Below are 24,015 nucleotides of genomic sequence, written 5' to 3'. Positions count from 1 at the left end.
TTGATCTCTTAGAGCCCGAGCGCAGCGCGGCCGAGACCGATGCGCGTGGAATCGTCCTGCGGCGTGTGCACGCGGCCGCACAGCACGTCGCGATAGTGCCGCTCCAGCGGATTGGCGCGGGACAGGCCATGATTGCCCGTGAGCGACAGTGCATCCTCGACCACGGCAATGGCGTTGTTGGTGACGGTGAGCTTGATGACGTTGGATTCGCCGGCAGAGAGTCCAATGCCGTCGTCGAAATCGCCGGCGAAGGAGGCGATCAGCCGCGCATTGACCGCGAGCCGCGCCTCAATGGCACCGAGGATCTCCTGTGCGCGGGCCAGGGTCGCGAGCGGCGCGCCGAGGCTGGCGGGAACGCGCTGCTTCAGGAACGTGATCAGCCAGCCGCGCGCGGCACGGGCAACGCCGTCATAGATCGCCGCGACGAAGACCGTGTGAACGGCGGCCTGCGTGATATCGAGCGTCCGCCAGTCCGCGGGCTGGCGCACATCGACCTCGGCATCGAGCGGGATCACGACGTCGTCGAAGATGACATCGTGGCTGCCGCTGGCGCGCAGGCCATGGTGATCCCAGGTCTCGACGATGCGCGTGCCCGGCAGGCCCGCCGGCACCAGGAATTGCCCGACGCGCGGCTCGGCCTCGTCGGTGCGGGCCCAGACCAGATACCATTTCAGGATCGGCGAGCCCGTCGAATAGATTTTGTGGCCGGAGAGGCGCCAGCCGGTCTCGGTGCGCCGCGCGATCGTCGACGGCAGGCCGCCACGGGCGGGCGAGCCGAGCTCGGGCTCGACCCGCAGCGCGTTGACGAGCGAAAGGCCCTCGACGCTCTCTCGCGCAAGCTTGCGCGACAGCCGCACCGGCCAGGTCGGGCTGCGCGCCATGACGAGATGGTTGATGTAGTGCATCGACAGCACCAGCGCGGTCGACGGATCGGCCTTGCCGATGACGCCGATGACGCGCGCGGTGTACCTTGCGCCCGCGCCTGCCCCGCCATGGACCGCCGGCACCGTCAGCGACAGCAAGCCCGCTTCGGACAGCTCGCGAAAATTCTCGAAGGGGAAGCTGCCGGTGCGGTCATGCTCGGCTGCGCGTGCCGCGAAACCTTCGGCCAATGCTTCGGCCCGCGCGATGTAGTCGGGCTCGCTCTGGGCCGTCCGCCCCTTGGCTGCGGATGTCACCATGTGGCGTCCAGCCCCAGCAGACCGAGGATCTGGCGGCGGAGGTCCGCCAGATAGGGATCGCCGCGATGGCGCGGATAGGGCCGATCGACGCGGATGTCGGCCTTCACGCGGGCGGGCCGATCGCTGAACACAATGACGCGGTTGGCGAGTACCAGCGCCTCCTCGGCGTCGTGCGTCACCAGCAGCGTGGTAAAACCCTTGCGCTGCCAGAGCGAGACCAGCTCGGCCTGCATCGTGATACGGGTCAGCGAGTCGAGCTTTCCGAGCGGCTCGTCGAGGATCAAGATTTTCGGATCGTTCACCAGCGCACGCGCCAGCGCGACACGCTGCGCCATGCCGCCGGAGAGCTGGTGCGGAAAGGCGTTGCGGAACGAGGCCAGCCCCACGAGATCGAGCGCGTCGTCGACACGGTGACGCTGGCTCTTCAAAATGCCCTGGGCCTCGAGGCCCAGGGCGACGTTGTCCCAGACCGACCGCCAGGGAAACAAGGTCGGATCCTGGAACACGACCACGCGCGAGGGATGCGGGCTCCTGATGCGCTCCTCGTCCTCGCGCAACCTCCCGGCCCTGGGTTTGTCGAGGCCGGCGACGAGGCGCAGCAAGGTCGACTTGCCGCAACCGGAGGGGCCGAGCAGCGCGACGAACTCGCCTGGCTCGACCGAGAGGCTGACGTCGCTGAGCACCGGCAACTCGGCGCCGTCGATGTCGAAGGCGTGGCTGACCTGCTCGATGTCGAGCGCGGCGCCGGCGGCGGGATGCGTGACGGCTTCAGCGAGAGCTGCGGCTACCATTTCACGGTCCCCTTCTGCCAGACCAAGAGCCGATCGCGGATCGCAAACAGCAGCGTGATCGCGCCGGAGCAGAGCAGCGACATCACGATCAGTGCCGCATACATGTTGGCGTAGGCGGCCCAGCCCTGCGCCCATTGCAGATACCAGCCGAGCCCGGCCTTCACGCCGATCATCTCGGCGACGACCAGCACGGCAAAGGACGAGCCGAGCCCCATGAACAGGCCGACGAAGACGTGCGGCAGCGCGGCGGGGATCGCGACCTTCAGCACCAGGAACGACGGTTTGGCACCCAGCGTGCGCGCGACGTCGTAATAGGCATTGCTGACGCTTGCGACGCCCGACCATGTCAGCACGGTGACGGGAAAGCCCGTTGCCAGCGCGATCAGGAAGGTCGAGGCGCTCCAGCTCGACGGGAAGGTGAAGAAGGCGATCGGCAGCCAGGCCGTTGCCGGCAGCGGGCCGATGAAGCGCAGCACCGGATGCACCCAATAGCCGACCGCGCGCGACCAGCCGATCGAGACGCCGGTCAGGAAGCCGACCGTGGCCCCGATCAGATAGCCGCCGAGCTGAAGCTTGACCGAGGCGAAGACGCTATCGAGCAGCTTTGGCAAATCGTCGGTATAGACCTCGATGATCGACTGCGGCGGTGGGAAGAATGGCAGCGGCAGCCAGGCGAACTTTGCCGTCGCGACCTCCCACAGCGTCAGGAAGGCGCCGAGCGCGACCAGCCAGGGCGCGCGCTTGTGCAGGGCCCTGCCCGCCGATCCCAGATAATCGGCACCGACGGTGCCGAACAGCGCAATGGCCGCGATGACGAAGGCGGCGATGCCGAGCGAATGCGTGCGCGACCAGTCGCCGACATCCTCCCACCACAGGCAGGACAGGCCGAAGGCGGTCCAGGCGATGCTGGCGAGCACGCCGACGCCGGATTCCCTCGCCCAGCTCGCCAGCAGCGGCGTGCGGGAAAGACGCGGCGCGCCGGAGGCGAGCCCGTCAGACAGCGAATACGTCGACATAGATGCGCTCCGCGAATTTGGCTGTGTCGGTGCTCGGCTTGAAGACCTGCACGCTCTTGAGATCGTCGGCATAGGCCTTGAGCTCGCGCTTCAGCACATCGCCGACGGGATGATGATGGTGGGTGTGGTAGCGCACCATGCCCTCGATATCGGCGAGCGTGGCCGCCTTCGGCGCGTAGGGCTGGAACGATTTTGCGGCGGCCGTCGCATTCTGCGAGCTGAACATCGCGGCATCGAGCAGCGCCTGTGTGATGGCGCGCGCGACCTGCGGCTCCTCCCGCACCAGGCTGCCGCGCAGGCCGAGGATGCAGCAGCTCTTTTCGCGAAATTCGCCGTCGAGGTTGGAGGCGACTTCCTTGTACTGGGTGTCCTTGAGCCAGAGATAGGCCAGCGGATCGGAGGACAGGAACGCCTGCACCTCGCCCTTCTCGACGGCGACGTTAAGGAGGTTGCCGGGATAGGCGCGCCAGTCGACATCCTTGTTCGGATCGATGCCGAGCTTGGCAAGCTGAATGGAGAAGAAGTTCTTGTCGGGGCCGGCGAGATCGCCGACCGCGACGATCTTGCCCTTGAGATCGGCGAGCCTGGCGACGCCGGAATCGGCGCGCGACAGCACGCGCATGCAGCCGCCATGGGTGCCGGCGGCGATCTTGACGTCAAAGCCCTGCTCCAGCGGCTTCAGCCAGCGCAGCGCCATGCCGAGGCCGGCATCGCTCTTGCCCGTCGCGATCGCCTCGAGCAACTGGTCGGTCGAGCCGGAATAGTTGACGAGCTCGACGTCGAGATTGTGCTTCTGGAAGAAGCCGTGCTCGATCGCAACAGGCACGGGCGCGAGGCAGACGGCGCCGGCGTTCCACGACAGTTTCAGCTTGCGCGGCGCGCCGGTGAGCGCGGGCGCATCGGACGCCGTCCGGCACAGCGGAAACTCCGAGAAGTCGATGCCGGATGCGATCCCGCGCGGCGCAAAAGCCTGCGCGCCCAGCGCGCCGAGTGGCGCGGCGAAAGCTGCCGCAAGCCCCGCCTGGAGCAGATGGCGCCGGTCGAGCCCCCGTCCGCCGCGCTTGTCGTCGTTGTTCATCCGTCCCCACTCCTGCGCTGGCACGGCTCCGCTATGTGCGCAACGCTTCACGTTGCGCATGTTCCGTGCGGAGCTGCGTTGAGAGAAAGTTGTTCCGTCGGCGTTTGTCGCGCCGCGTTGATGCGATGCGCAAATCATGCGGCGCGCTCGCCGCATCGTCAATGAAATGGAATTTCGAATGTGATGCGAAGCGAGGTCATTCTCTCCATCGGCGCGCGCGAGAACGATGAAACGATTTTCGTGAATGCGGTTGCTCCCGGCGATCGCCACGAGCGTGCATCTGCTTAGATCCCGCGCATCTTTCTCTCGCAAGACCGTCGTGTTCTCGCGCGCAAGGATTCAATGAAACGTCCTTGCCCGATGCGCGCGCAATACGGTTGGCCATTTCATTGACTGCACTTCGCGCGGTCATAGACTTGATCGCCTCGCTGCATCGCTCGCTCACGCGTCGTGAGCCAAAGTCACAAGCAAGCAACAAGACAGGCTATATGAGCATCAACTCCCACGATCATTCCATCACCCGCCGGCTCGCCGCATCGCTATTCGCCGCCGCCATCACGCTGTCGACGACTGCCGCGTCGTTTGCCGCGGACACCGTCGTGCTGCGCGTCGGCGACCAGAAGGGCGGCAACCGCTCGCTGCTCGAAATCTCCGGTTATGCGAAGGACCTGCCCTACAGAATCGAATGGTCGGAATTCCCCGCGGCGGCGCCGATCCTGGAAGCGCTCAACGCCGGCGCGCTCGACGTCGGTTACACCGGCGATCTCTCCTTCCTCTCGGTCTACGCCGCCGGCGCGCCGATCAAGGCGATCGGCGGCACCAGGTCGGATGCGAAGACGCAAGCCATCCTGGTGCGTCAAGACTCGCCGATCAAATCGGCCGCTGACCTTAGGGGCAAACGCCTCGCGGGCACGCGCGGCGGCTGGGGCCAGTTCCTGATCGACGCGACGCTGGAGAAGGCGCAGATCAAGCTCGAGGATGCGACCTTCGCGCCGCTCGGCCCCGTCGATGCCAAGATCGCGCTGGTCGCCGGCTCGATCGACGCCTGGGCGGTGTGGGAGCCTTACGTGTCGTTCGCCACGCTGAAGGACAAGGCGCGGGTGATCGCCGACGGCGAAGGCCTGACGCCGACCATCACCTTCATTGTCGCCTCCGACAACGCCATCGCCACCAAGCGCGCGGCGGTGCAGGATCTGGTGCAGCGGCTGAACAAGGCGCGGCTGTGGTCGCTGGATCACGTTTCCGAATACGCCAAGAACACCGCCGAGCTGACCAAATTGCCGGAAGACGTGCTGTTGTCAGCCTATACCGCGCAGCGTACCAGCCCGATCGTGATCGACCAGAACTTGGTGAAGGAGGTGCAGGAAGCCTCCGACCGCTCGACGCGTTACGGCATCCTGCCCAAGAAGCTCGACGTCAGCAAAGCCGTCGACCGCAGCTTCACCGCCGCGGCCGCCGGCTCGAATTGAGCGAGATGAATTGCGGACTGAGCCGCGGGCTCGCTCAACCTCTCCCGCTTGCGGGAGAGGTCGGCGCGTTCCGGGCGATGCGAAGCATCGTCCCGCGCGCCGGGTGAGGGCTCTCTCCTCTTGGGGGTTCTCGCCCGCGGAGACACCCCCACCCCAACCCTCCCCCGCAAGCGGGAGAGGGAGCTCACCGTGCCCGCGGCAAAGCAAATTCAGCAAGGCAGAAGGCGGCGGGATGCGCAGGCCTCGCCTCAAGCCCGGCCCACCGCATCTCGCCGCGATCGTGCTCACGCATTTCGCCTGCATGAGCCTGATCGTGTGGCTTTCGCTCTAGCCGCGCAAGCTCACCAATACCCTCGGTAGTACGGCCGGTAATACGCCCGGGGCCGGTAGTAGCCATAGCGGTAGCCGTAATACGGACGGGGACGGTAGTAGGAACGATACCCATAACCGTAACCCGGACCGTAGGCGTAACCCGGTCCATAGCCGCCGCCGTAATAAGCCGGCGCATAGCCGTAGCCGTAACCGTAGCCCGGATATCCATAGCCACCGTAATACGGGCCGCCGCCATAATAGCCGTAGCCGTAAGGCGCGCTGCTGGCGGCGATGGCGCCGCCGATGATCGCGCCGGCCGCAAGGCCGCCAAGACCCCAGCCCCAGCCCCCGCCCCAGCCTCGGCCGCGCCAATACACCGGCGTGACGTCGTCACCGACCGCGGCCTTCATCGCTGCGACGTTGGTCGGCAGCGGGGCTGCCGCGGCCTGCTGAATTTCGCCGACCACGACCGCGCTGGCGAGCGAACAGGCAATTGCCGTTTTCCAGATCCTCATCGTCTTACTCCCTGTCTGACGTTTCGCTTGGAAATGGATCGCAGCGCCATGATCGGTCATCCTTGCGCCAAGTCAAAGTGTCGAATTTGGCCTCGACTTTGCGTGCACCGCACAAGACGCATGCCTCCATTCTGACCAACCGGTTTGCGGCGGGGATCGACGCCCTCTGCGCATGTGACACCGGCACGACGGTGCTTGCGGCCCGATCACCGGGGCAAAGCATTAAGCTTCCCCCGTGGTCGCAACCAACAACCACCTTCCCGATTTACTATTCGTGCCATTAGTATCGGTTCCAATGTGCGCGGGCGGGGAGGCTTCTCGCGAAGCGCCACAGTTGTGGGGAGGAATGACATGAGTGCCGCGAGACCCGAGCCGCTTGCCCGTCAGGCGCTGGCGTTCGTCCTGGCTGGCGGACGCGGCAGCCGGCTCCTGGAGCTGACCGATCGCCGCGCCAAGCCGGCCGTCTATTTCGGCGGCAAGTCCCGCATCATCGATTTCGCGCTGTCGAATGCCGTCAATTCGGGCATCCGCCGCATCGCAGTCGCCACCCAGTACAAGGCGCACAGCCTGATCCGGCACCTTCAGATGGGCTGGAACTTCTTCCGCCCGGAGCGAAACGAGAGCTTCGACATCCTCCCCGCGAGCCAGCGCGTCTCAGAGAACATGTGGTATGTCGGCACGGCGGATGCGGTCTACCAGAACATCGACATCATCGAATCCCACGCCTGCCGCTTCATCGTGGTGCTGGCCGGCGACCACATCTACAAGATGGACTACGAGGTGATGCTGCGCCAGCACGTCGACAGCGGCGCCGACGTCACGGTCGGTTGTCTGGAGATGCCGCGCGCGGAATCCTCCGGCTTCGGCATCATGCATATCGACGAGAACGGCTGGATTCAGGAGTTCCTGGAGAAGCCGAAGGATCCGCCGCCGATGCCGGGCAAGCCGGACGTCTCGCTCGCCAGCATGGGCATCTACGTGTTCGACGCGAAGTTCCTGTTCGAGGAGCTCAAGCGCGACGCCGATGACCCGAACTCGAACCACGATTTCGGCAAGGACATCATTCCCTACCTCGTCAAGAACGGCCGCGCGATGGCGCACCAATATTCCACCTCGTGCGTGCGTTCCGGCAGCGACCCCCGCGCCTATTGGCGCGACGTCGGCACGGTCGATGCCTATTGGGCCGCCAATATCGACCTCACTGACGTTGTGCCCGAGCTCGACCTGTTCGACAGCTCCTGGCCGATCTGGTCCTATGCGGAGATCACGCCGCCGGCGAAATTCGTTCATGACGAGGAGAGCCGGCGCGGCCAGGCCGTGAGCTCGCTGGTCTCGGGCGGCTGCATCATCTCCGGCGCCTCGCTGCGCCGGTCGCTGCTGTTCACCGGCGTGCGCATCAACTCCTATGCCAATGTCGAGAACGCCGTGATCATGCCCTATGTCAGCGTCGGCCGCGGCGCTCGCCTGAAGAACGTCGTGATCGACCGCGGCGTCGAGATTCCGGAAGGACTCGTGATCGGCGAGGACCCGGCGTTCGATGCCAAGCGCTTCCGCACCACCGAGCAGGGGATTTCGCTCGTCACTCAGCCGATGATCGACAGGCTCAATACATGAGGCCTGTTCGCGTCCTCGCGGTCGCTTCTGAAGTCTATCCCATCGTCAAGACCGGCGGCCTCGCGGATGTCGCCGGCGCGCTGCCGATTGCGCTGAAGGCGCATGGCGTCGAGATGCGCACCTTGATGCCGGGCTATCCCGACGTGACGCGGATCGTATCGAACGCAGAGGAAATCCGGAGCTGGCCGGATTATTTCGGCGGACCGGGCCGACTGCTCGCGGGCTCCCATGACGGGCTCGACCTGTTCGTGCTCGACGTGCCGCATCTCTATGCGCGGCCGGGCAATCCCTATGTCACCACAGAGGGTGTCGACTGGCCGGACAATGGCGTGCGCTTCGCGGCACTGTCGCGCATCGCCGCCGATATCGGCCACGGCCTCGTCCCCGCCTTCGTACCCGATGTCGTGCACGCCCATGACTGGCAGGCCGGGCTCGCGCCGGCCTATCTGCATTATGACAATCGCCCGCGGCCCGGCACCGTGATGACCATCCATAACATGGCCTATCAGGGCAAGTTCGCTCCCGAGCTGATCGGTGCGATCGGCCTGCCCTGGCACGCGTTCAACGTCAACGAGATCGAATATTTCGGCGGCATCAGCTTCTTGAAGGCGGGCCTGCAATTCGCCGATCGCATCACGACGGTGTCGCCGACCTACGCGCAGGAGATCCAGAGCGACGAAGGCGGCATGGGGTTCGGTGGCCTGTTGCGCGCACGCGCGAACGTGCTGAGCGGCATCCTCAACGGCATCGACATCTCGGTGTGGAATCCGCAGGACGATCCGCACATCGCCTACCGCTACGGCGCCGAGGACCTGACGTTCCGAGCCGCGAACAAGGCGGTGCTGCAGCAGCAGTTCAATCTCGATTCCTCCGACGAGGCGCCGCTGCTCGGCGTCATCAGCCGGCTGTCGTGGCAGAAGGGGCTCGATCTGCTGCTCGAGGCCATTCCGACCATCTTGGCCGAAGGCATGCAGCTCGCGCTGCTCGGCAGCGGCGACCGCGATCTCCAGGATCGCTATCAGGCCGCAGCCCGCGCCAATCCCGGCCGGATCGGCGTCGTGATCGGCTATGACGAGATCCTGGCGCACCTGCTCCAGGCCGGCTCGGACGCGCTGATCGTGCCCTCGCGCTTCGAGCCGTGCGGCCTGACCCAGCTCTGCGCGCTGCGCTACGGCGCCGTTCCGATCGTCTCACGCGTCGGCGGGCTCGAGGACACCATCGTCGACATCGGAGAGGCCGACGCCGCCGACCGCGATGCCACCGGTTTCAAGTTCGCACCCGTGACGGCGGAGGCCCTCGCCGGCACGCTGCGCAAGGCCAACACCGCCTTCCACGACAAGCCGACCTGGCGCCAACTGCAACGACACGGCCTTGCGACCGACGTCTCCTGGCGCAACCGCGCCGGCGACTATGCCGCGCTCTATCGTGGGCTCATGGCGGAGCGTGCCTGAAGCATGACCGTCGTCGAATCCATGCTATAGAGCCGGCATGGACCCGTTCGTGATCAAGCTGATCGGCTTTGCCGCCGCCACCTGCACCACCGTGGCCTACGCGCCGCAAGCCATCAAGGTGTGGAAGACCCGCTCCACCGGAGACATCTCGCTCGGCATGTTCCTGGTCATGGTGCTCGGGCTGGCGCTCTGGCTGATCTACGGCCTGCTCTCGGGCGATGCGCCGCTGGTCGCCGCCAACGCCATCACCATGCTGCTCGCCGGCGGCATTTTGTTCATGAAGCTGAAATACGGGTGAGCTTGCGCGATGCGTAGGGCGGATTAGCCCCTGGCTGCGCGAAGCGCAGTCTGCGGGCGTAATCCGCCACCTTCATTGCCGCACGACGGCGGATTACGCTTCGCTAATCCGCCCTACGGAATCAACCGAATACGTAGGACGCCATCGCGACGCCTGCGACCTCGTCGACGAAGACGCGCTTGCCGATATCGCTGCCGGCGGCGCCGGCGGCCACCATCAGCGGCAGCAGATGGTCCTCGCGCGGATGCGCCAGGCGCGCGCTCGGTGCATTCTCCCAATCGACCAGCATCGCGTTGCGGCGGGCCGGATCGGGGTTGCTGATCGCCTCGTTCAGATAGGCCTCGAAGTCATACGAGACCGGCTTGGACTCCGGCCGGTTGAAGCCACGCATGTTGTGATAGGTCAGCCCGCTGCCGACGATCAGGATGCCTTCATCGCGGAGCGAGGCAATCGCTTCGCCGACCCTGACGTGCTCGGCCGCATCGTAAGCAGACTTCAGCGACAGCAGCACGATCGGCATGTCGGCGTTCGGATACATCAGGCCGAGCGGCACGAAGGTGCCGTGATCAAAACCCTGGTTGGGATCTTCCCGGCAGTCCAGGCCGGCGCGCGTGAGCAGCGCCTTCACCTCGGTCGCCAGTTCGGGCCGGCCCGGCGCCGGATATTTGAGATGATAGGTATGCTCGGGGAAACCGTAATAGTCGTACACCATCGGCGGCTGCGCCGAGGTCGAGACGGTGAAGGCATCGGCCTCCCAATGGCCGGTGATGACGAGCACGGCTTTCGGTCTCTCCGGGAGAAGCTGCGGCAACCGGCCGAACTCCTCGGCGGTCCTGGCATATTGCACCCGCCGGTCCTCCATAAAGGGCCAGGGGCCGCCGCCATGCGACAGGAACAGGGTCGGAAATCGCGTCATGGGGCTCGTCTCATCGGCACTCTGCGCGTTTCCGCGCGTCCGGCGGCGAGCATAGGCAAACCGGCATGGTTAGCAAGTCGTTAACGATTTGCCGCCCAAAATCCCCGGCGTGGCCGAAGCAGTCGGCCTGAAGACAAGTGAGACGTGAGATGAAGAAGTTTGCGCTGGGGGACGTCGTCAACAGTGACAAGGGCCGCCGCGGCATCGTTCGCGCCGCCTTCAAGTCGCGCGAAGGCCAGCAGTTCTACGCCGTCGAGAAGGACGGCGCGATGGACTACCTGGAGGAAGGCCGGCTGACGCCGGCGCCCCGCGTCGAGCTCGCCGCTTAAGTCCAACTCATTTTTTGCTCTCGCCTGCGATCCGGTCGAGACGCTCCGACCAGGGGTCGTCTCTGCTCGCGATGTGATCGTTCGCGATCAGCAGCAGGCGATCGCGGCCAGCGACGGAATCCCAATGCGGCAGACCGGGACCGTTGGGATCGCCGCTTCTGGCGAAGTTGATCCAATAGGACCGCATGCGGCTTGCGACCTCGCGATCAGCCCGCGAGAAGATGCCCGCTCCCGGCACGCCTTCCGCACCGAAGATGAACTGCAGCTCGCGCCCGTGCCCGGGCCCAGGATTGGCGCGACGCGCCTCGGGCAAATGGGCGAAGCGATAGCGAAAGGTCGCCGCGCCGCTTGCGGCATGCAGGCGCGCCAGCAGTCTTGCGGGCTCGGAAAAGACCTTGTCGGTGTAGAACCGTGCCGCAAGATCCGAAGGCTTGGCGAGAGAAGGCCCGTCGAGAGAAGGCTTGGCGAGATCGGGATAGAGCTTGCGCAGCTCATCGCTTGTGAGGCCTGACGCTTCAAGCTCCTCCTTGGCATCGAACTCGCCGTCGAAACCCGTCTCGTCGTCGTTCGAGCCGATCATCAGGGGAATGCGGCTTTGATGTCCGGCCGCAAAGCCTGCGGCGATATCCTCGGTCGCCAGAGCTCCGTCCATCATCGGCGCGAAGCCGTGCCGCGATTGCTCCAGCAGACGGCTTTCCGCGGCAAGCAGGCGTCGCGGTCCGGCGGCACGCAAATCCGCCTGCGGTCCAAGCGCCGCCACGAACTGCCGGCCCATCGCCTGCGCGTCCTGCACCGAGCGCAGGGGCACGCGAGCGGGCACCGATTGCAGAATGGCCTTCTGGAACAGATCGCGCGACTGCGCAGACAGCATCAGAAGCGCGATCGATGTCGCGCCCGCGTCGCTGCCAAACAAGGTGACGTTGTGCGGATCACCGCCGAAGGCTGCGATGTTGTCATGAACCCAATGCAGCGCGGCGATCTGGTCCATCAGGCCGTAATTGCCGGAACCGCCGTCCGTCAACGCGGGATCAGTGAGCCAGCCGAGCGCGCCGAGGCGATAATTTGCGGTGACCACGATGAGGCCGGCCTGCGCCAGCCTGGCACCGTCGAACAGCCGCTCATTCGCGGTACCACTGATGAAGCCGCCGCCGTGGATGAACATCATCACCGGTAGCGGGCCGTCGACCCCGAAGGGGCGGAACACATTCAGCGTCAGGCAATCCTCGCTCGCATCAGGCAAGGACGGCTGAAGGCACGGCGCGCCGTAATCGTAGGCGGTGTGCATCTCCGAACTTTCGGGCGTCGGCTGCGGCGGTCGCCAGCGCAATGCGCCGACCGGCGGCGCCGCATAGGCCAGTCCCTTGAACGAAGCCACCTCACCTTCGACGGCGCCGAGAATCTGTCCTTCACGCGTCAGCGCGAATGGAAACTGTCCGACCGGCTGCGCCACGGCCGAGCCGGCGCAACACAGGACAATGGAGGCCGCAAGAAGCGCGAGCAGGGGTCGCATCTTCGGTGCATCTCGATACGCGGAACGGTTTCCTGCAGGTTACGTCCGCCGCCGTCGGCGGGGCAAGCCTGCCGGCTCGCACTAACCGCGCTTTGCGAGAATCTCCGCCAGCGCGTGCCGCGCGACGATGCCGAGCTCGCCGAGCGTGGAGTGCCCGGCCCGCGCGGCCTCGATCAGGCGTTCGGCGATGAACCTGCGGCTGTCGTGATCGCCGCCATGCGGCAATTGCCGGCACGTCTGCTCCAGGACGACGTCCATGTTCGCTTTGGTCCGCTCACTCAACTCTGGCATGACGCTCGATCGTTACGCGTGGCTTGTAACCGCAAGCATACACAGGCGGATCGGGCATGATTAGCCCGGGCAATCACGGCCATTGTGCATCGCGGTGCGTGTAGTGCCGCAACATTCACGCGGCCACGATGACGCCGCAAACGCCTACCGAAGATTGCACTTGCTGTGATGACAAGCCGTGCATGTGGCGATAGCCTGCCGGCAAAACAAAACATACGGGAGGATGCCATGCCAGATGCGATGGTTGCCACACGTGCCTCCGATGAGCGCGGAACCGCTCAGCAGGTCGATGTCGCCGTGGTCGGCGCCGGATTTGCCGGCCTCTACCTCCTTCATCGCCTGCGCAAGGCCGGCCTCTCGGCGGTCGGCCTCGAAGAGGCCGGCGACGTCGGCGGCACCTGGTACTGGAACCGCTATCCGGGCGCGCGCTGCGACATCCAGACCATCGACTACAGCTACACGTTCGATCCGGAGCTCGAGAGGGCCTGGACCTGGTCGGAGAAATACGCGACCCAGCCCGAGATCCTGCGTTATCTCGGCTTCGTCGCCGACCGCTACGACCTCAGGGGCGACATCCGCTTCAGGACCAAGGTCACGGAAGCCAAGTGGGACGAGAAGGCCGAGCGCTGGCAGCTCACCACGGACAACGGCGCGCCGGTCTCCTGCCGCCATTACATCATGGCCACCGGCTGCCTCTCGGCGCCAAAGCCGCCGGAGATCGACGGCGTCAAGGATTTCAAGGGCGAAGTCTATTTCACCGGACGCTGGCCGCATGGCGGCGTCAATCTCGCGGGAAAACGCGTCGCCGTGATCGGCACCGGATCGTCGGCGATCCAGTCGATCCCGCTGATCGCCGAGCAGGCCGCGCATCTGACCGTGTTCCAGCGCACGCCGAACTTCGCACTGCCTGCGCATAACGGCCCGGCGCCATCCGACCGCATGAGCCTGCTGCAGTCCGATCGCCCGGCCTATCGCGACCAGGCGCGCCAGTCGATGGCGGGCGTGCCCTATCCGCAGCAGACGGTCGTGAGCTGGCAATTGAGCGATGCCGAGCGTCGCGAACGGTTCGAACGTGCCTGGGCCGCCGGCGACCTCGTCCACATCCTGACCCAGCTCTGGGCCGATCAGGCCGTCGACGTCGACGGCAACAAGATCGTCCAGGACCTGATCCGCGAGAAGATCCGGGCGGCGGTCAAGGATCCCGAGACAGCGGCTGCGCTCACGCCGCACGATCATCCATTCGGCGCAAAGCGTCCCTGCCTCGATACCAACTACTACGCGACCTACAACCGGCCGAACGTCACGCTGGTCAATCTGCGCCAGGAGCCGATCAAGGCGATCACGGCGAGTGGCATCTCCACGAACGGCCGCAGCATCGACGTCGACGTCATCGTGTTCGCGACCGGGTTCGACGCCATGACCGGCGCGATCCGCGCCGTGCATCCGATCACCGGGCGCGGCGGCAAGTCGCTGACCGACGTCTGGGCGCAGGGACCGCAGACCTATCTCGGGCTCACCGTCGAAGGCTTTCCGAACTTCTTCATGATCACCGGGCCCGGCAGCCCGTCGGTGTTGTCGAACATGGCGGTGTCGATCGAGCAGCATGTCGACTGGGTGGTCGACCGGCTGGCCGCATTGCGCGATGCCGGCTTCACCACGATCGAGCCGACCGCGACGGCGCAGGCCGGCTGGAACAGGCACATGGCGGACTGTTCGATGGTGACGCTGCATCGGCTCGCCAACACCTGGTACACGGGCGCCAACGTCCCCGGCAAGGTGCAGGGCCTGATGCCCTATACCGGCGGCGTCGGCCCTTATCGCAGCATCTGCGACGAGGTGGTCAGCCGCGGCATGCTCGGTTTCAAGCTCACCGGCCCTGGCGGCACAGAGCAATGCAATGACGGCGAGGTGGTGCGGCTGCAGCCGGATGTGCGGCTGGTGATGAACCTGCTCGCGTCGCTGAACCTGCCGCCGATCGAGTCGATGGGCGCAATCGGCGCGCGCGAGTTCGTGAACGAGTTCAACAAAGGCCGCCCCGCCGGACGGCCGATCGGCGACATCGTCGACGGCACCCTGCCCGTCACCGACGGCGCGCTGCCCTATCGCGTCTACAAGCCGGCAACGCCGGGACCGCATCCGATCGTGGTCTATTTCCACGGTGGCGGCTGGGTGCTCGGCGACGAGCAGTCGGACGAGCCGTTCTGCCGCGACATGGTGCGGCGGACCGGCATGATGTTCGTCAGCGTCGGCTATCGCCACGCGCCGGAGCATCGCTTCCCGACTGCAGCCGAAGACGGCTATGCGGCCACGCGCTGGATCGCCGAGCACGCCGTGGAGCTCGGCGGCAAGCCGGGCCCGGTGCTGGTGGCGGGCTGGAGCGCCGGCGGCAACATCGCCGCCGTCACCTGCCAGCTCGCGCGCGACCGCGGCGGGCCGGAGATCGCCGGCCAGCTCCTGATCTGCCCGGCCACCGACTGCACCTTCGATCGCCCGTCCTATAACGACAATGCGACCGGCTACTTCCTGACGCGCTCGCTGATGTACTGGTTCTGGGACCTCTACTGCTCGCCGGCGGACCGCACCGATCCGCGCGCCTCGCCGCTCCGCGGCAAGGTCGAAAGGCTGCCGCCGGCCTTCGTGGCGACCTGCGAGTTCGATCCCTTGCGCGACGAAGGCATCGCTTATGCCGAGGCGATGGCGGCCGCAGGCGTCCCGGTCGAGCAACTCAAGGCGCACGGCCATTTCCACTCGTCCTTCACCATGGTCGATGTGGTGATAACAGGCGTCTCGGGCCGGGTGCAGATGGCGGAAGCCTTGCGGCGCTTCGCCGGGCTGCCGCCGGAGATCAGCCGCGGCGACGAGGACAATCACGGCGACGCCAGCCCGGGGCACAAAATCGCGGCGGCCGCGAGTTGAGCCGAAACGGAGCGGCCGGAAGCGTTTCCCGGCCGGCGTGGCGATTGGTGTGGCCCCGGCAGCCGGCTGTATCTGCCAGATACAGCTACGGCTGATGGTCAGGCAGCAACATCGATGCGGCGATGAGGCCGCCTGCTGAGCCAAAAGCGGCAACAAGCCAGGGCCACGCGTAATCGGCAGGCGTCCCTTCGTCCGATAGCATCGCACCGAGCGTTGCGATGCCGAGCGCAAATCCGGCCTGCCTCATGACCACGGTGACGGCCGAAGCCATACCCGTTTGGGCCGGAGGCACCAACGCAACGACAGCGCTCGACAGTTGCGGATGCGCGAGGACGGCGCCAATCCCGGTCAACAGCATTCCGGTTGCCGCCGCAGCGAGAACGACTTGCGCGTTCGGGAGCCAGCCGCTCGCCGCTAGCACCAGAATGAGATCGCCTGCCAGCAGCGCCAGCATCGCCGTCGCGAACAGCCGGCGCCAGCCCCAGCGTTTTGCCAGGCGAGCACCATAGGGCGGCAGCAGAAGCATCGGCAACGTCGCGAAGAGCATAGCGAAGCCAACGGACGGGCCTGGCCAGCCGAACGCTGCACTCAGGAACGGAGGCAGATAGACGAGAACCGCCCAGTATCCAACAGAAACGGCAATCAGCAGCGAGGAAATGCCGACCATGACCGGCCGAATGAACACAGCGGGATCGAAAATCGGCACGGGCCGGCGCCGCTGCTGCATCACGAAGATGGCGAGCAGACACGCGCTCAGCCCGAGGCCCGCTGCAATCCGGGCCGGCATTGCACCTCCCGTCAGCAGGCTCTCGATTGCAATACCAAGCGCAAACGTGAGAAGCACGACGCCGCTCCAGTCCAGCGGGCGGCCGGCAGGATCACGCGACTCTGCGACCAGCCGCGGAACGGCCAGAAGCGTGAGCAGACAAAGCGGGATATTGGCCAGGAAGATCCAGCGCCATCCGAACCAGGCCGAGACAAGTCCCCCGAGCGTTGGTCCGAGCGCCATGGCGGTGCCAGAGAGCACGCCCATGAATGCAAAGGCGCGGGCGCGCTCGTCAGGCCGAGCATAGGCACTCGCAAGCAGCGCAATGCCTCCAGTGATAACGAAAGCCGCGCCAAGGCCTTGAATCGCACGCGCGGCCCACAGCATCGGACCGCCCGCCGCAAAGCCGCAAATGATCGATCCGACCAGGAACACGGCGTTGCCGCCAAGCAGAGCGCGTCGGCGTCCATACTTGTCGGCCAGCGCGCCGGCAGCGAGCAGCCCACCGGTAAATGCCAGACTATAGGCATCCATCACCCAGGCATAGGCAGCGCCGCCGAAACCGAGTTCGGCGGCCATAGCCGGCATCGCGACAACAACCGCGGTTACGTCGAATTGCGTCAGAAAAGCCGCCATGCCGAGCACCATCGCTGGCAGCAGGTCGTGCCAACGGCGTCGGGGCTGCATATCGGGTTCAGGCGTGATCATCGTTGTCCCATCGTGAAAGCGTCTGGTACCGATATGCATGCCAGGGCGAGGCCTGCGCCAATGCGATGTATTCACATCGGCATGAAAATATTTCATGATGATGCAATGCGCTCATTTCCTCCCTTCGACGGGCTGATTGCGTTCGAGGCCGCCTTGAGACATGCGAGCGTCACGCGCGCTTCCGCAGAGCTCGGGCTCACGCAGAGCGCGGTCAGTCATCGGCTTCGCAAACTCGAGAACTTCGTCGGGACGCCCCTTCTCATTCGGCAGCCGAGCGGCTTATGCGCCACGCCCGCCGGTATTGCCCTCTCGAACGAGTTGGCCGGTTTGCTCGACAGGATGGCGGATTTTCGTGCGCTCTGTCGCGCCGCTGCTCCGCCTCCGGCCTTGAAAGTCGGCGTCGGTGCAGCGCTTGCCGACTATTGGCTCGTGCGCCGCTTGCCCGATTTTGCGCAGACTCATCCCGGCATACCGGTTGAGCTGGCCGTACGTGAAGCCGACGCACACGCGAGGTCGAACGATCTTGACGTCGCGGTGCTGTGGCAACCAGCGGCGGGCTTGAGGCCAACGTCCACGCAGCGTTTGCTATTTCGCGAGCATGTTTACCCCGTCTGCCACCCACGCCTGCTGCCTGGCCAGCGACCACTGACCGACGTGACGCGCCTCAAATCGTTGCCGCTCCTGCACAAGGGCCGGGCCGGCGAAGACCGTGGGGTCGAGTGGTCATGGAGCACCTGGTTCGAACGATTGGACCTCGGCCGCCCGCCACCCGCCGAGATACGTTTTGCAACGATAGCTACCGCCATAGCCGCCGCCCTCGCCGGCAACGGGATCGTGCTCGCGCGTTCGCTGCTGGTCCAGGATGCGCTCAAGGACGGGAGGCTGGTACGGGTGCTTCCGCAATCCTGGGACTTGCCGTCGAGCAAGGCTCAAATCGTGCGCTGGCCCCCGGCAATGGCCAAAGATCCCCGCGTGAAGGCGTTTGTCCGCTGGATATTGCAAACTCCGAAGATTCCCAATGATTGAGCCTTACGCCGTAGCGGATTAGCCGGGAACCATTTCCCGGTCATCGCGTTGGGTGCCGGTGGCATTGAGATGCAGCGACAGGTATGGGCCCCGGCACGCAAATCCGCGTGCTGGGGTGTTTTTTGCGTGAGGTGGGACGATGGGGGACGTGGTTGCGGATTCAAAAGTCGATTTCGATGCGCTTGCGGCCCTGCATAAATGGCCATCATTGGCAAATCAGCGCCGGCCGGACCGGGAATCATACCCGATAAGGGAAGGCACCCTCGACGAGTGCATCTCGGCGTTGATGGGGAAGCCGGCGACGACCCGGCATCTCTATGAGATCCGGACAGCGGCGCAGCCGCCGCTCGTGACCGGCATCCTCTCGCCCGAACACGTCATCGAGCTCTCGCGCTGGAGAGAATTTCTCTGACGGCGCTTCACATGCAGGCGCGTAGGAACCTTCTGCCGGTTTTTCCCGTTGTTGGAGATCGGAAGTCAAGCCGCGAGTGCCTCACATGCTTGAAGCTGGCGTACCACCCCCGGTCGTGCCCTATGGCGCAGACCAGACCCTGTTCGTGGTGATCGATCGCCTCGACCAGGCGACGGAGATTCGCATCGAACGAAGCGATCTCGAAGCCACAATCGGCGAGCTCGTCGCCGGCTGCTTCAACGACCCCATCAAGGTGATTTCGTTCAACACGCTCGAACATTGGATGAAGGACATCTCGACCGATGTCGCCGGCGCGATAAAGGCACGCTGCGACATCTATGGCATAGAGCTACCCGACTATCTCAGCGACTTCGTCGATAGCCATAGCATGAATGCGGGAGTTATGCGCGCCGATATTTGCCGGCGATGACTTCGATTTCGCGACGGCGCTCGTCGGCGAAGGCCTGGAGCTTTTCGATCGTCAGCGTATCCGTGATCCGTTTGGCGAGTCGCTCGGCGCGCGCGGCTTGATCTTCGAGATATCGGATCGTGTTCAAGCGCCCGCCTCCCCAACAGCCCCAAATTGTTCGGACAGACATGGTGCTTGAGAAGCCGCTAACACCCGGTTAAGCGCGGCGGGCCGAACGCGATGTCTCGAACTCATTGCACGACGTCGAGCCGGACATTGGTGATGCCCCTGTCGACCATGCCGAGCGCCTCGGCCGCGGAAGGCGAGACGTCGACGACGCGTCCGCGGATATAGGGACCGCGATCGTTGACCCTGACGGTCACGAAGCGGCCGGAGGAAACGTCGGTGACGCGCAGCTTGGTGCCGAATGGCAGGGTCGGATGGGCCGCGGTCAATTCGTTCTTGTCGAACTTCTCGCCGCTCGCCGTCTCCGTATCCGAATAGAAGCTGGCAACGCCGTGCGAGGCCGCTTGCTTTGCATCGCCATCGGGAATGCGCACCCGGCTGACCGGCCTTGGATGCAGCGCCGCCACCCGGTGCGGCCGCTCGACCGCGGCCTGCCGGCCGGTGGCCCCGAGATCGGCCTTCTGGCGGCCAACCGGCGATTGCGCGCAGGCGGCGAGCGAGGCGGCCCCGACGATGGCCAGCAGCAGCCGGCTCGAGGTTGCCAGCGAAATCCGGGCAGCTTCGGCACGTGCAATGCAAGACATGATGCGCCCTCCGAACTGCCCGGAGTTTCGGTGGGCAATGAGGGCAGAACCTTGTCGGAACAAAAGCGGGCCTGGGGCCGCCGCCGTTTCGCGTCAACTGTGACGATTCCATCACAGTGACGCGTCCTGAATCGGGACAGAAGCTGCCCCAGTGGCCGGCTCCGGCTCAGGCCGGAGGCGGGATCGCGCGCAACACGTCCCGGAAGACGCCGAACTGCAATCGAAACGCTTGCGAGCTGTAGTCCTGATAGTAACCCGCAGTCACTGCGACGACGAGATCGAGCTCCGGGACAATGCGGATCGACTGCCCGCCTCGGCCCAGCGCACCGATCCAGCTGATCTTGCGGTCATTGAGGCGCGTTTGGCCGCGCCACCACAGATATCCGTAGGATTGAGCGTCCGTCGCCTTGATCTTCTCTGCCGTCGAAGCCTCGATCCACGCCTTGGAGACGATCTGGCGGCCGTTCCAGCGACCGCCCGCAAGCACGAGCTGGCCGATCTTGGCCATGTCGCGCGGTCGCAAGCGCAATCCTCCTCCGGCATCGGTATCCCCCCTGTACCGGCCCCACGCGGTGCCGGTGATACCCAGAGGCTCGAACAAATTCTCGCGCGCGAATTCGTCGAGAGGACGGCCGGTCACCTTGCGGATGATGGCCGACACAAGCGTGAGCGCGCCGGTGTTGTAGAAGAACTCCTGCCCCGCCGCGGCGGTCACGGGAAGACCGAGAACGTAGCGACACGGATCCCATGCCATATGCATGCGCGTCTCGTCATTGTCGTCGTCTCCCGTCGCGGGTGTCGCCTCGACCCACTTCAGGCCCATCGACATGGTGAGCACATGCACCAGCCGAATGCGGTCCTTTTCGGGAGAACGCAAGTCGGACAGCTCGGGGAAGAAGCTGAAGATCGGCTCGTCGACGCCGCGTATCAGCCCGCGATCGATCGCAATCCCGACGACGAGTGATGCAACGCTCTTCGAAACAGACTTCATGTTGTGCAACGTATCGGCATCGAAGGCGATGGTTTCCACCCGGCGGCCGTAGATGTAGCCGGGTATCTCGTCGGCGCCCTTGAAGTAACGCTCGAACGCCAGCTTGCCGTCGCGGGCGACCAGCACCGCATGGATATTGGCATCGCTCGTGGCGAGCCGGTCGGCCATCCCGCACAGCGCCTCGCGATTGACGAGGCTGTCGCCAGCGACGGAGCCGCCCGGCCAGCCGTCGCCCCGTTCGAGCGGAACACCGCAGCCGTCGGCTGCGTTCGCGCAGACCGCGGAGAGCGGCGCCAGTGCGGCGCCGCCGAGAAGCGAAATGAACTGGCGCCGCCTCACGCGAGCCTCATCCCTGTTGCGGCGCAGCGCCAGCTTCGGCGCCGGCATATCGGGGCTGCGCGTTCTCTCTGAGGATGCGCGCGAATTCACGCCAATAGAGCCTTCGCCAGTTCGTCGTCAAGCTGGCGAGAAAATCGAGCTCTCTTTGCGTCAGCGTGCACATCGCGGCTTCAGGCCACAAGGCCCCCCATCGGCTTGACGTCGGCGCTGCCGGGGAAAACCACATCCGCCAGCACCTTCTCCTCGACGCGCAAATGATCCCTGAGCAGGCCCTTCAGCACGGCGCGCAGATCGGTGGTCGGCTTGAGATCGCGATCCTCGAACAGTTGCGCCGGCTTCAGCCCCGGCCAATCCGCGATCACGCGGCCGCCGGCGAGCCCGCCGCCGATCAGGAATGCGACCGTGCCGGTGCCGTGATCGGTGCCTTGCGTTCCGTTGATGCGCGCGGTGCGCCCGAACTCGGTGACCACGGCGACCACGGTCTCGCCCCACGCCTCGCCCATGTTGCTCTCGATCGCGGCGAACGCGCCGTCGAGCGCGCCGAGCAGATTGTAGAGCTGGCCCGAGGCCGCGCCTTCCGCGATGTGCGTATCCCATCCGACGAAGCCCATGGCGCCGACGCGCGGACCGTCGGGCTTGGCGAGATAGCGCGCGGCGGTGCCGGCGGCGTCGGCGAAGTAGGCGCGCACGCGCGCGATGCCCGGCGGCGCGAGAGTCGGATCGTCCGACATGGCGTCGCCCGCGCCAGGTGCCCCGCTGAGCGAAGCGAGCTTCATGCGCGCCTGCAGCACGGTCGCGAGCTTCGGGTCGGTGTGCTGGTAGAGATCGAGCAGGCGGCTCTGCGTGTCCTCGCTGGCCGGGAGCAATTTCTGCGGCACCCATGTCATGACCGGCGCCGAGCCGCGCACCACCAGCGGTGTCACCGAGCCGATCCCGAGCGCGCGGCTGCCGCGCGGATCGACGCGGCCGCCCGATTCCAGCGCGAGCAGCGCGCGGTTGAGCCATCCGGAGCTGGTCATACCGGGCTTGACGAGCCCGCTCTCCAGCACGTCCTGGCCATCGAAATGCGAGCGCTCGCGATAGGGCGTCGCAACTGCGTGGACGATCGCCGCCTTGCCGCTCTTGTAGAGCCGGTGCAAATTCGGCATCGCCGGATTGAGCGCGAAGAAGGCATCGAGCGGCAGCGCCGGCGGCTTGCCGTCCAGCACCAGCGCGCGATCGCCGCGCAAGGAGATCCAGTCGGGATCGCCGACCGGAGCGACGGCACCGAGACCGTCGAGCGCACCACGCAGCACGATGACGAGCAGGCGCGGATCGCGGCCTTCGGCGCGCGCGATCCTGGGCATCTGGCTCCATGCGAACAGCGCACCGGAGCCGACCAGAAGCTCGCGTCGCGTGGGCAAATGATTGACGACGCCCATGCTCACCTCCTCTGAAAATCTGCCGACATGAACAGCAGCGCCAGCGCCTGCTGCCGGCTCTCGGCGCGGCCGACCGCCTGCTTCACCTCGGGGGCGATCTGCGATGCAAAGACGTCCTCGATGATGGCTTGCGGATCGGCCATGCCGGTGATGCGCTCCGCGAAATTGTTGGCGACGTCGAGCCGCCGGCCGACGCCGTCGATCCAGCTTGCTTCATCGTCCGGATAACCCTTGGGCGCGGGCGGACGCCACAGCGCCTCGCCCAGCAGCTCCTGGCCGCCGGTGAAGCGGACGGGATCGACCTGCGTGATGCCGATTGCGCGCACCATGCCGACGACCCATTCGCCGGGACGCTTGAGCTTTGACGGCGGCGCGCGCCACGCCTCGTCCGACGACACCATCAGGGTCGCGACCTGCTTGAGATCGCCGTCGCTGTCGCGGAACGCTCTCGCCATCTGCTCGACAAGGGCCGGCGGCGGCTCGTCGGCGATGAAATGGCGCGCGAGCTTGGTCGCAACATGGGTCGCCGTTGCCGGATGCACCGCGAGATCGCGCAGCACGGCGCGGCCCTGCTCGACGTCCTCCTGCTCATAGCGCTTGCCGAGCACGGTCTGTCCGCCGGGCTCATGCAGCCGCGGATTGAAGGTAAAGTCGCCGCCATGCTGGGGATCGGCCCCCGGCGGCACCAGCGTCCAGCCGGTCAGCACGTTGGCGAAGCTGATGACGTCGTCCTGGGTGTAGCCGGTGCGCACGCCGAGCGTATGCAGCTCCATGATCTCGCGGGCAAAGTTCTCGTTGAGGCCGCTGCTGCGGTTGATGCCCGCGGTCGAGTTCGCCCCCATCGAACCGAGATTGTCGAGGTAGAACAGCATCGCCGGATGGCTTTCGACGGCCAGCAGGAGATCGACGAACCGGCCAAGCGCATTGGCGCGAACCGCCTCGCGTTCATAGGCGCCGGACATGCTCTGGATCCGGTTGGCCGAGATGCAGAAATGATTGGACCAGAACCAGACCAGCCGCTCGGCAAAGCCGATATCGGCGGCAAGCGCCGCCTCCGTGCGCAGCTTGGCTTCCTGCAAATACATCGGGCGTCCGGGATCAGGAATAGCGTCGGCGGCCTGCTTCGCCGCCATCTCGGCGGCGTCCTTTTCCTGGCCCGCTTGCCCCTGCGTCTGCGATTGCGGCTGAGCCTGGTCGTCAGCTGCGGTGGGCGCCGACGCCATCTGCTGCTTCTTGGCCTGCTGCTGCGCCTGCTTCGCCCGCGCCGTGCGCCGAGCATTGGCATCAGCCACGATGCGATAGGCTTTCGCACTGGAGGGCAGGCTGGCCGCCGCGGCGAGCACGAGCGGCCGGTCGAGCTCGGCAATCAGCGCGCCCCGCGGGTCGCTTCCCAGCGCGGCAATCGAGCCCGGCCGCGGCCCCATCCCGAAGCGATGGAGCGCCAGGGCGGCTTCGGCCTTTGCGGAATTGCTCATGGCGAATGCCC

The 24,015-nt window shown here is 65.8% G+C and carries 23 protein-coding genes; 9 read left to right on the top strand and 14 right to left on the bottom strand.

Going from position 1 to position 24,015, the window contains the following annotated elements; translation table 11 throughout:
- Nucleotides 1-8 precede the first annotated feature (8 nt).
- Genes RAD10_RS13580 through RAD10_RS13565 form a run of 4 tightly spaced genes read right to left on the bottom strand, consistent with a single transcriptional unit; the run spans nt 9 to nt 4,066 of the window.
- Nucleotides 9-1,181, bottom strand: a complete 1,173-nt coding sequence (locus RAD10_RS13580; RefSeq protein ID WP_461617878.1) for an acyl-CoA dehydrogenase family protein — start codon at nt 1,179-1,181, stop codon at nt 9-11.
- Entirely contained in the window at nt 1,175-1,972 is a 798-nt protein-coding gene (locus RAD10_RS13575; protein WP_461617877.1) for an ABC transporter ATP-binding protein, read from the bottom strand. Before RAD10_RS13575 ends, RAD10_RS13580 begins: the two co-directional genes overlap by 7 nt.
- Nucleotides 1,966-2,988, bottom strand: a complete 1,023-nt coding sequence (locus RAD10_RS13570; protein ID WP_461617876.1) for an ABC transporter permease — start codon at nt 2,986-2,988, stop codon at nt 1,966-1,968. The genes RAD10_RS13575 and RAD10_RS13570 overlap by 7 nt, the downstream gene beginning before the upstream one ends.
- A complete protein-coding gene (locus RAD10_RS13565) occupies nt 2,966-4,066 on the bottom strand; it encodes an ABC transporter substrate-binding protein (protein WP_461617875.1) in 1,101 nt (366 codons plus the stop codon). Before RAD10_RS13565 ends, RAD10_RS13570 begins: the two co-directional genes overlap by 23 nt.
- 488 nt (nt 4,067-4,554) lie before the next feature.
- On the opposite strand from RAD10_RS13565, the gene RAD10_RS13560 reads away from it, so the two are divergent.
- Nucleotides 4,555-5,535, top strand: coding sequence for an ABC transporter substrate-binding protein (locus RAD10_RS13560; protein ID WP_461617874.1), 981 nt, complete (start codon nt 4,555-4,557; stop codon nt 5,533-5,535).
- Nucleotides 5,536-5,876: 341 nt separating this feature from the next.
- Here the strand turns inward: RAD10_RS13560 and RAD10_RS13555 are convergent, their stop codons facing one another.
- Nucleotides 5,877-6,362: a hypothetical protein gene (locus tag RAD10_RS13555; RefSeq protein WP_461617873.1), complete on the bottom strand. Its 486-nt coding sequence runs from the start codon at nt 6,360-6,362 to the stop codon at nt 5,877-5,879.
- A 351-nt stretch (nt 6,363-6,713) separates the two neighbouring features.
- On the opposite strand from RAD10_RS13555, the gene glgC reads away from it, so the two are divergent.
- The 3 genes from glgC to RAD10_RS13540 are packed head-to-tail and all read left to right on the top strand — an operon-like array spanning nt 6,714 to nt 9,725.
- The gene (gene glgC, locus RAD10_RS13550; RefSeq protein WP_461617872.1) at nt 6,714-7,976 is read left to right on the top strand and encodes a glucose-1-phosphate adenylyltransferase; all 1,263 of its coding nucleotides are present in this window, start codon (nt 6,714-6,716) and stop codon (nt 7,974-7,976) included.
- The gene (glgA, locus tag RAD10_RS13545) at nt 7,973-9,427 is read left to right on the top strand and encodes a glycogen synthase GlgA (protein WP_461617871.1); all 1,455 of its coding nucleotides are present in this window, start codon (nt 7,973-7,975) and stop codon (nt 9,425-9,427) included. The genes glgC and glgA overlap by 4 nt, the downstream gene beginning before the upstream one ends.
- A gap of 37 nt (nt 9,428-9,464) precedes the next feature.
- Nucleotides 9,465-9,725, top strand: coding sequence for a SemiSWEET transporter (locus tag RAD10_RS13540; protein WP_028145410.1), 261 nt, complete (start codon nt 9,465-9,467; stop codon nt 9,723-9,725).
- 121 nt (nt 9,726-9,846) lie between these two features.
- Here RAD10_RS13540 and RAD10_RS13535 read toward each other — a convergent pair whose 3' ends face one another.
- Nucleotides 9,847-10,641 carry a DODA-type extradiol aromatic ring-opening family dioxygenase gene (locus RAD10_RS13535; RefSeq protein ID WP_461617870.1) on the bottom strand — a complete coding sequence of 265 codons (795 nt, stop codon included), beginning with the start codon at nt 10,639-10,641 and terminating at the stop codon, nt 9,847-9,849.
- Between the two features lie 149 nt (nt 10,642-10,790).
- Between RAD10_RS13535 and RAD10_RS13530 the strand changes: the two genes are divergently transcribed.
- Nucleotides 10,791-10,970, top strand: coding sequence for a hypothetical protein (locus RAD10_RS13530; RefSeq protein ID WP_028145412.1), 180 nt, complete (start codon nt 10,791-10,793; stop codon nt 10,968-10,970).
- Nucleotides 10,971-10,977: 7 nt separating this feature from the next.
- Here the strand turns inward: RAD10_RS13530 and RAD10_RS13525 are convergent, their stop codons facing one another.
- Nucleotides 10,978-12,480, bottom strand: coding sequence for a carboxylesterase/lipase family protein (locus RAD10_RS13525; RefSeq protein WP_461617869.1), 1,503 nt, complete (start codon nt 12,478-12,480; stop codon nt 10,978-10,980).
- Nucleotides 12,481-12,561: 81 nt separating this feature from the next.
- Complete coding sequence (locus RAD10_RS13520) at nt 12,562-12,771, bottom strand: hypothetical protein (protein WP_104463219.1); 210 nt, start codon at nt 12,769-12,771, stop codon at nt 12,562-12,564.
- 228 nt (nt 12,772-12,999) lie between these two features.
- Here RAD10_RS13520 and RAD10_RS13515 point away from each other — a divergent pair, with 228 nt between their 5' ends.
- A complete protein-coding gene (locus RAD10_RS13515) occupies nt 13,000-15,687 on the top strand; it encodes a flavin-containing monooxygenase (protein WP_461617868.1) in 2,688 nt (895 codons plus the stop codon).
- A gap of 85 nt (nt 15,688-15,772) precedes the next feature.
- Here RAD10_RS13515 and RAD10_RS13510 read toward each other — a convergent pair whose 3' ends face one another.
- The gene (locus RAD10_RS13510; protein ID WP_461617867.1) at nt 15,773-17,257 is read right to left on the bottom strand and encodes an MFS transporter; all 1,485 of its coding nucleotides are present in this window, start codon (nt 17,255-17,257) and stop codon (nt 15,773-15,775) included.
- On the opposite strand from RAD10_RS13510, the gene RAD10_RS13505 reads away from it, so the two are divergent.
- From RAD10_RS13505 to RAD10_RS13495, 3 genes are all read left to right on the top strand, one after another.
- Nucleotides 17,243-18,187: a LysR substrate-binding domain-containing protein gene (locus RAD10_RS13505; protein ID WP_461617866.1), complete on the top strand. Its 945-nt coding sequence runs from the start codon at nt 17,243-17,245 to the stop codon at nt 18,185-18,187. The genes RAD10_RS13510 and RAD10_RS13505 overlap by 15 nt on opposite strands.
- 139 nt (nt 18,188-18,326) lie before the next feature.
- Nucleotides 18,327-18,599: a hypothetical protein gene (locus RAD10_RS13500; protein ID WP_461617865.1), complete on the top strand. Its 273-nt coding sequence runs from the start codon at nt 18,327-18,329 to the stop codon at nt 18,597-18,599.
- Between the two features lie 85 nt (nt 18,600-18,684).
- On the top strand, nt 18,685-19,029 hold the full coding sequence (locus tag RAD10_RS13495; RefSeq protein ID WP_461617864.1) for a hypothetical protein: 345 nt from the start codon (nt 18,685-18,687) through the stop codon (nt 19,027-19,029).
- On the opposite strand, the gene RAD10_RS13490 is transcribed toward RAD10_RS13495, so the two are convergent.
- The 5 genes from RAD10_RS13490 to RAD10_RS13470 form a co-directional block, all read right to left on the bottom strand.
- Nucleotides 19,001-19,156, bottom strand: coding sequence for a hypothetical protein (locus RAD10_RS13490; RefSeq protein ID WP_177236955.1), 156 nt, complete (start codon nt 19,154-19,156; stop codon nt 19,001-19,003). The two genes, RAD10_RS13495 and RAD10_RS13490, sit on opposite strands and share 29 nt — an antisense overlap.
- Before the next feature lie 103 nt (nt 19,157-19,259).
- Nucleotides 19,260-19,778, bottom strand: a complete 519-nt coding sequence (locus RAD10_RS13485) for a septal ring lytic transglycosylase RlpA family protein (protein WP_461617863.1) — start codon at nt 19,776-19,778, stop codon at nt 19,260-19,262.
- Between the two features lie 166 nt (nt 19,779-19,944).
- On the bottom strand, nt 19,945-21,156 hold the full coding sequence (locus RAD10_RS13480) for a serine hydrolase domain-containing protein (protein WP_461617862.1): 1,212 nt from the start codon (nt 21,154-21,156) through the stop codon (nt 19,945-19,947).
- Nucleotides 21,157-21,278: 122 nt separating this feature from the next.
- The gene (locus RAD10_RS13475; protein WP_461617861.1) at nt 21,279-22,529 is read right to left on the bottom strand and encodes a DUF1501 domain-containing protein; all 1,251 of its coding nucleotides are present in this window, start codon (nt 22,527-22,529) and stop codon (nt 21,279-21,281) included.
- 2 nt (nt 22,530-22,531) lie between these two features.
- The gene (locus RAD10_RS13470; protein ID WP_461617860.1) at nt 22,532-24,004 is read right to left on the bottom strand and encodes a DUF1800 domain-containing protein; all 1,473 of its coding nucleotides are present in this window, start codon (nt 24,002-24,004) and stop codon (nt 22,532-22,534) included.
- Nucleotides 24,005-24,015: the final 11 nt, after the last annotated feature.

The sequence above is a fragment of the Bradyrhizobium sp. 23AC genome (assembly GCF_054863025.1).
The sequence above is the reverse complement of the archived record's forward strand: the minus strand, read 5'-3'. Positions and strand labels throughout refer to the sequence as shown.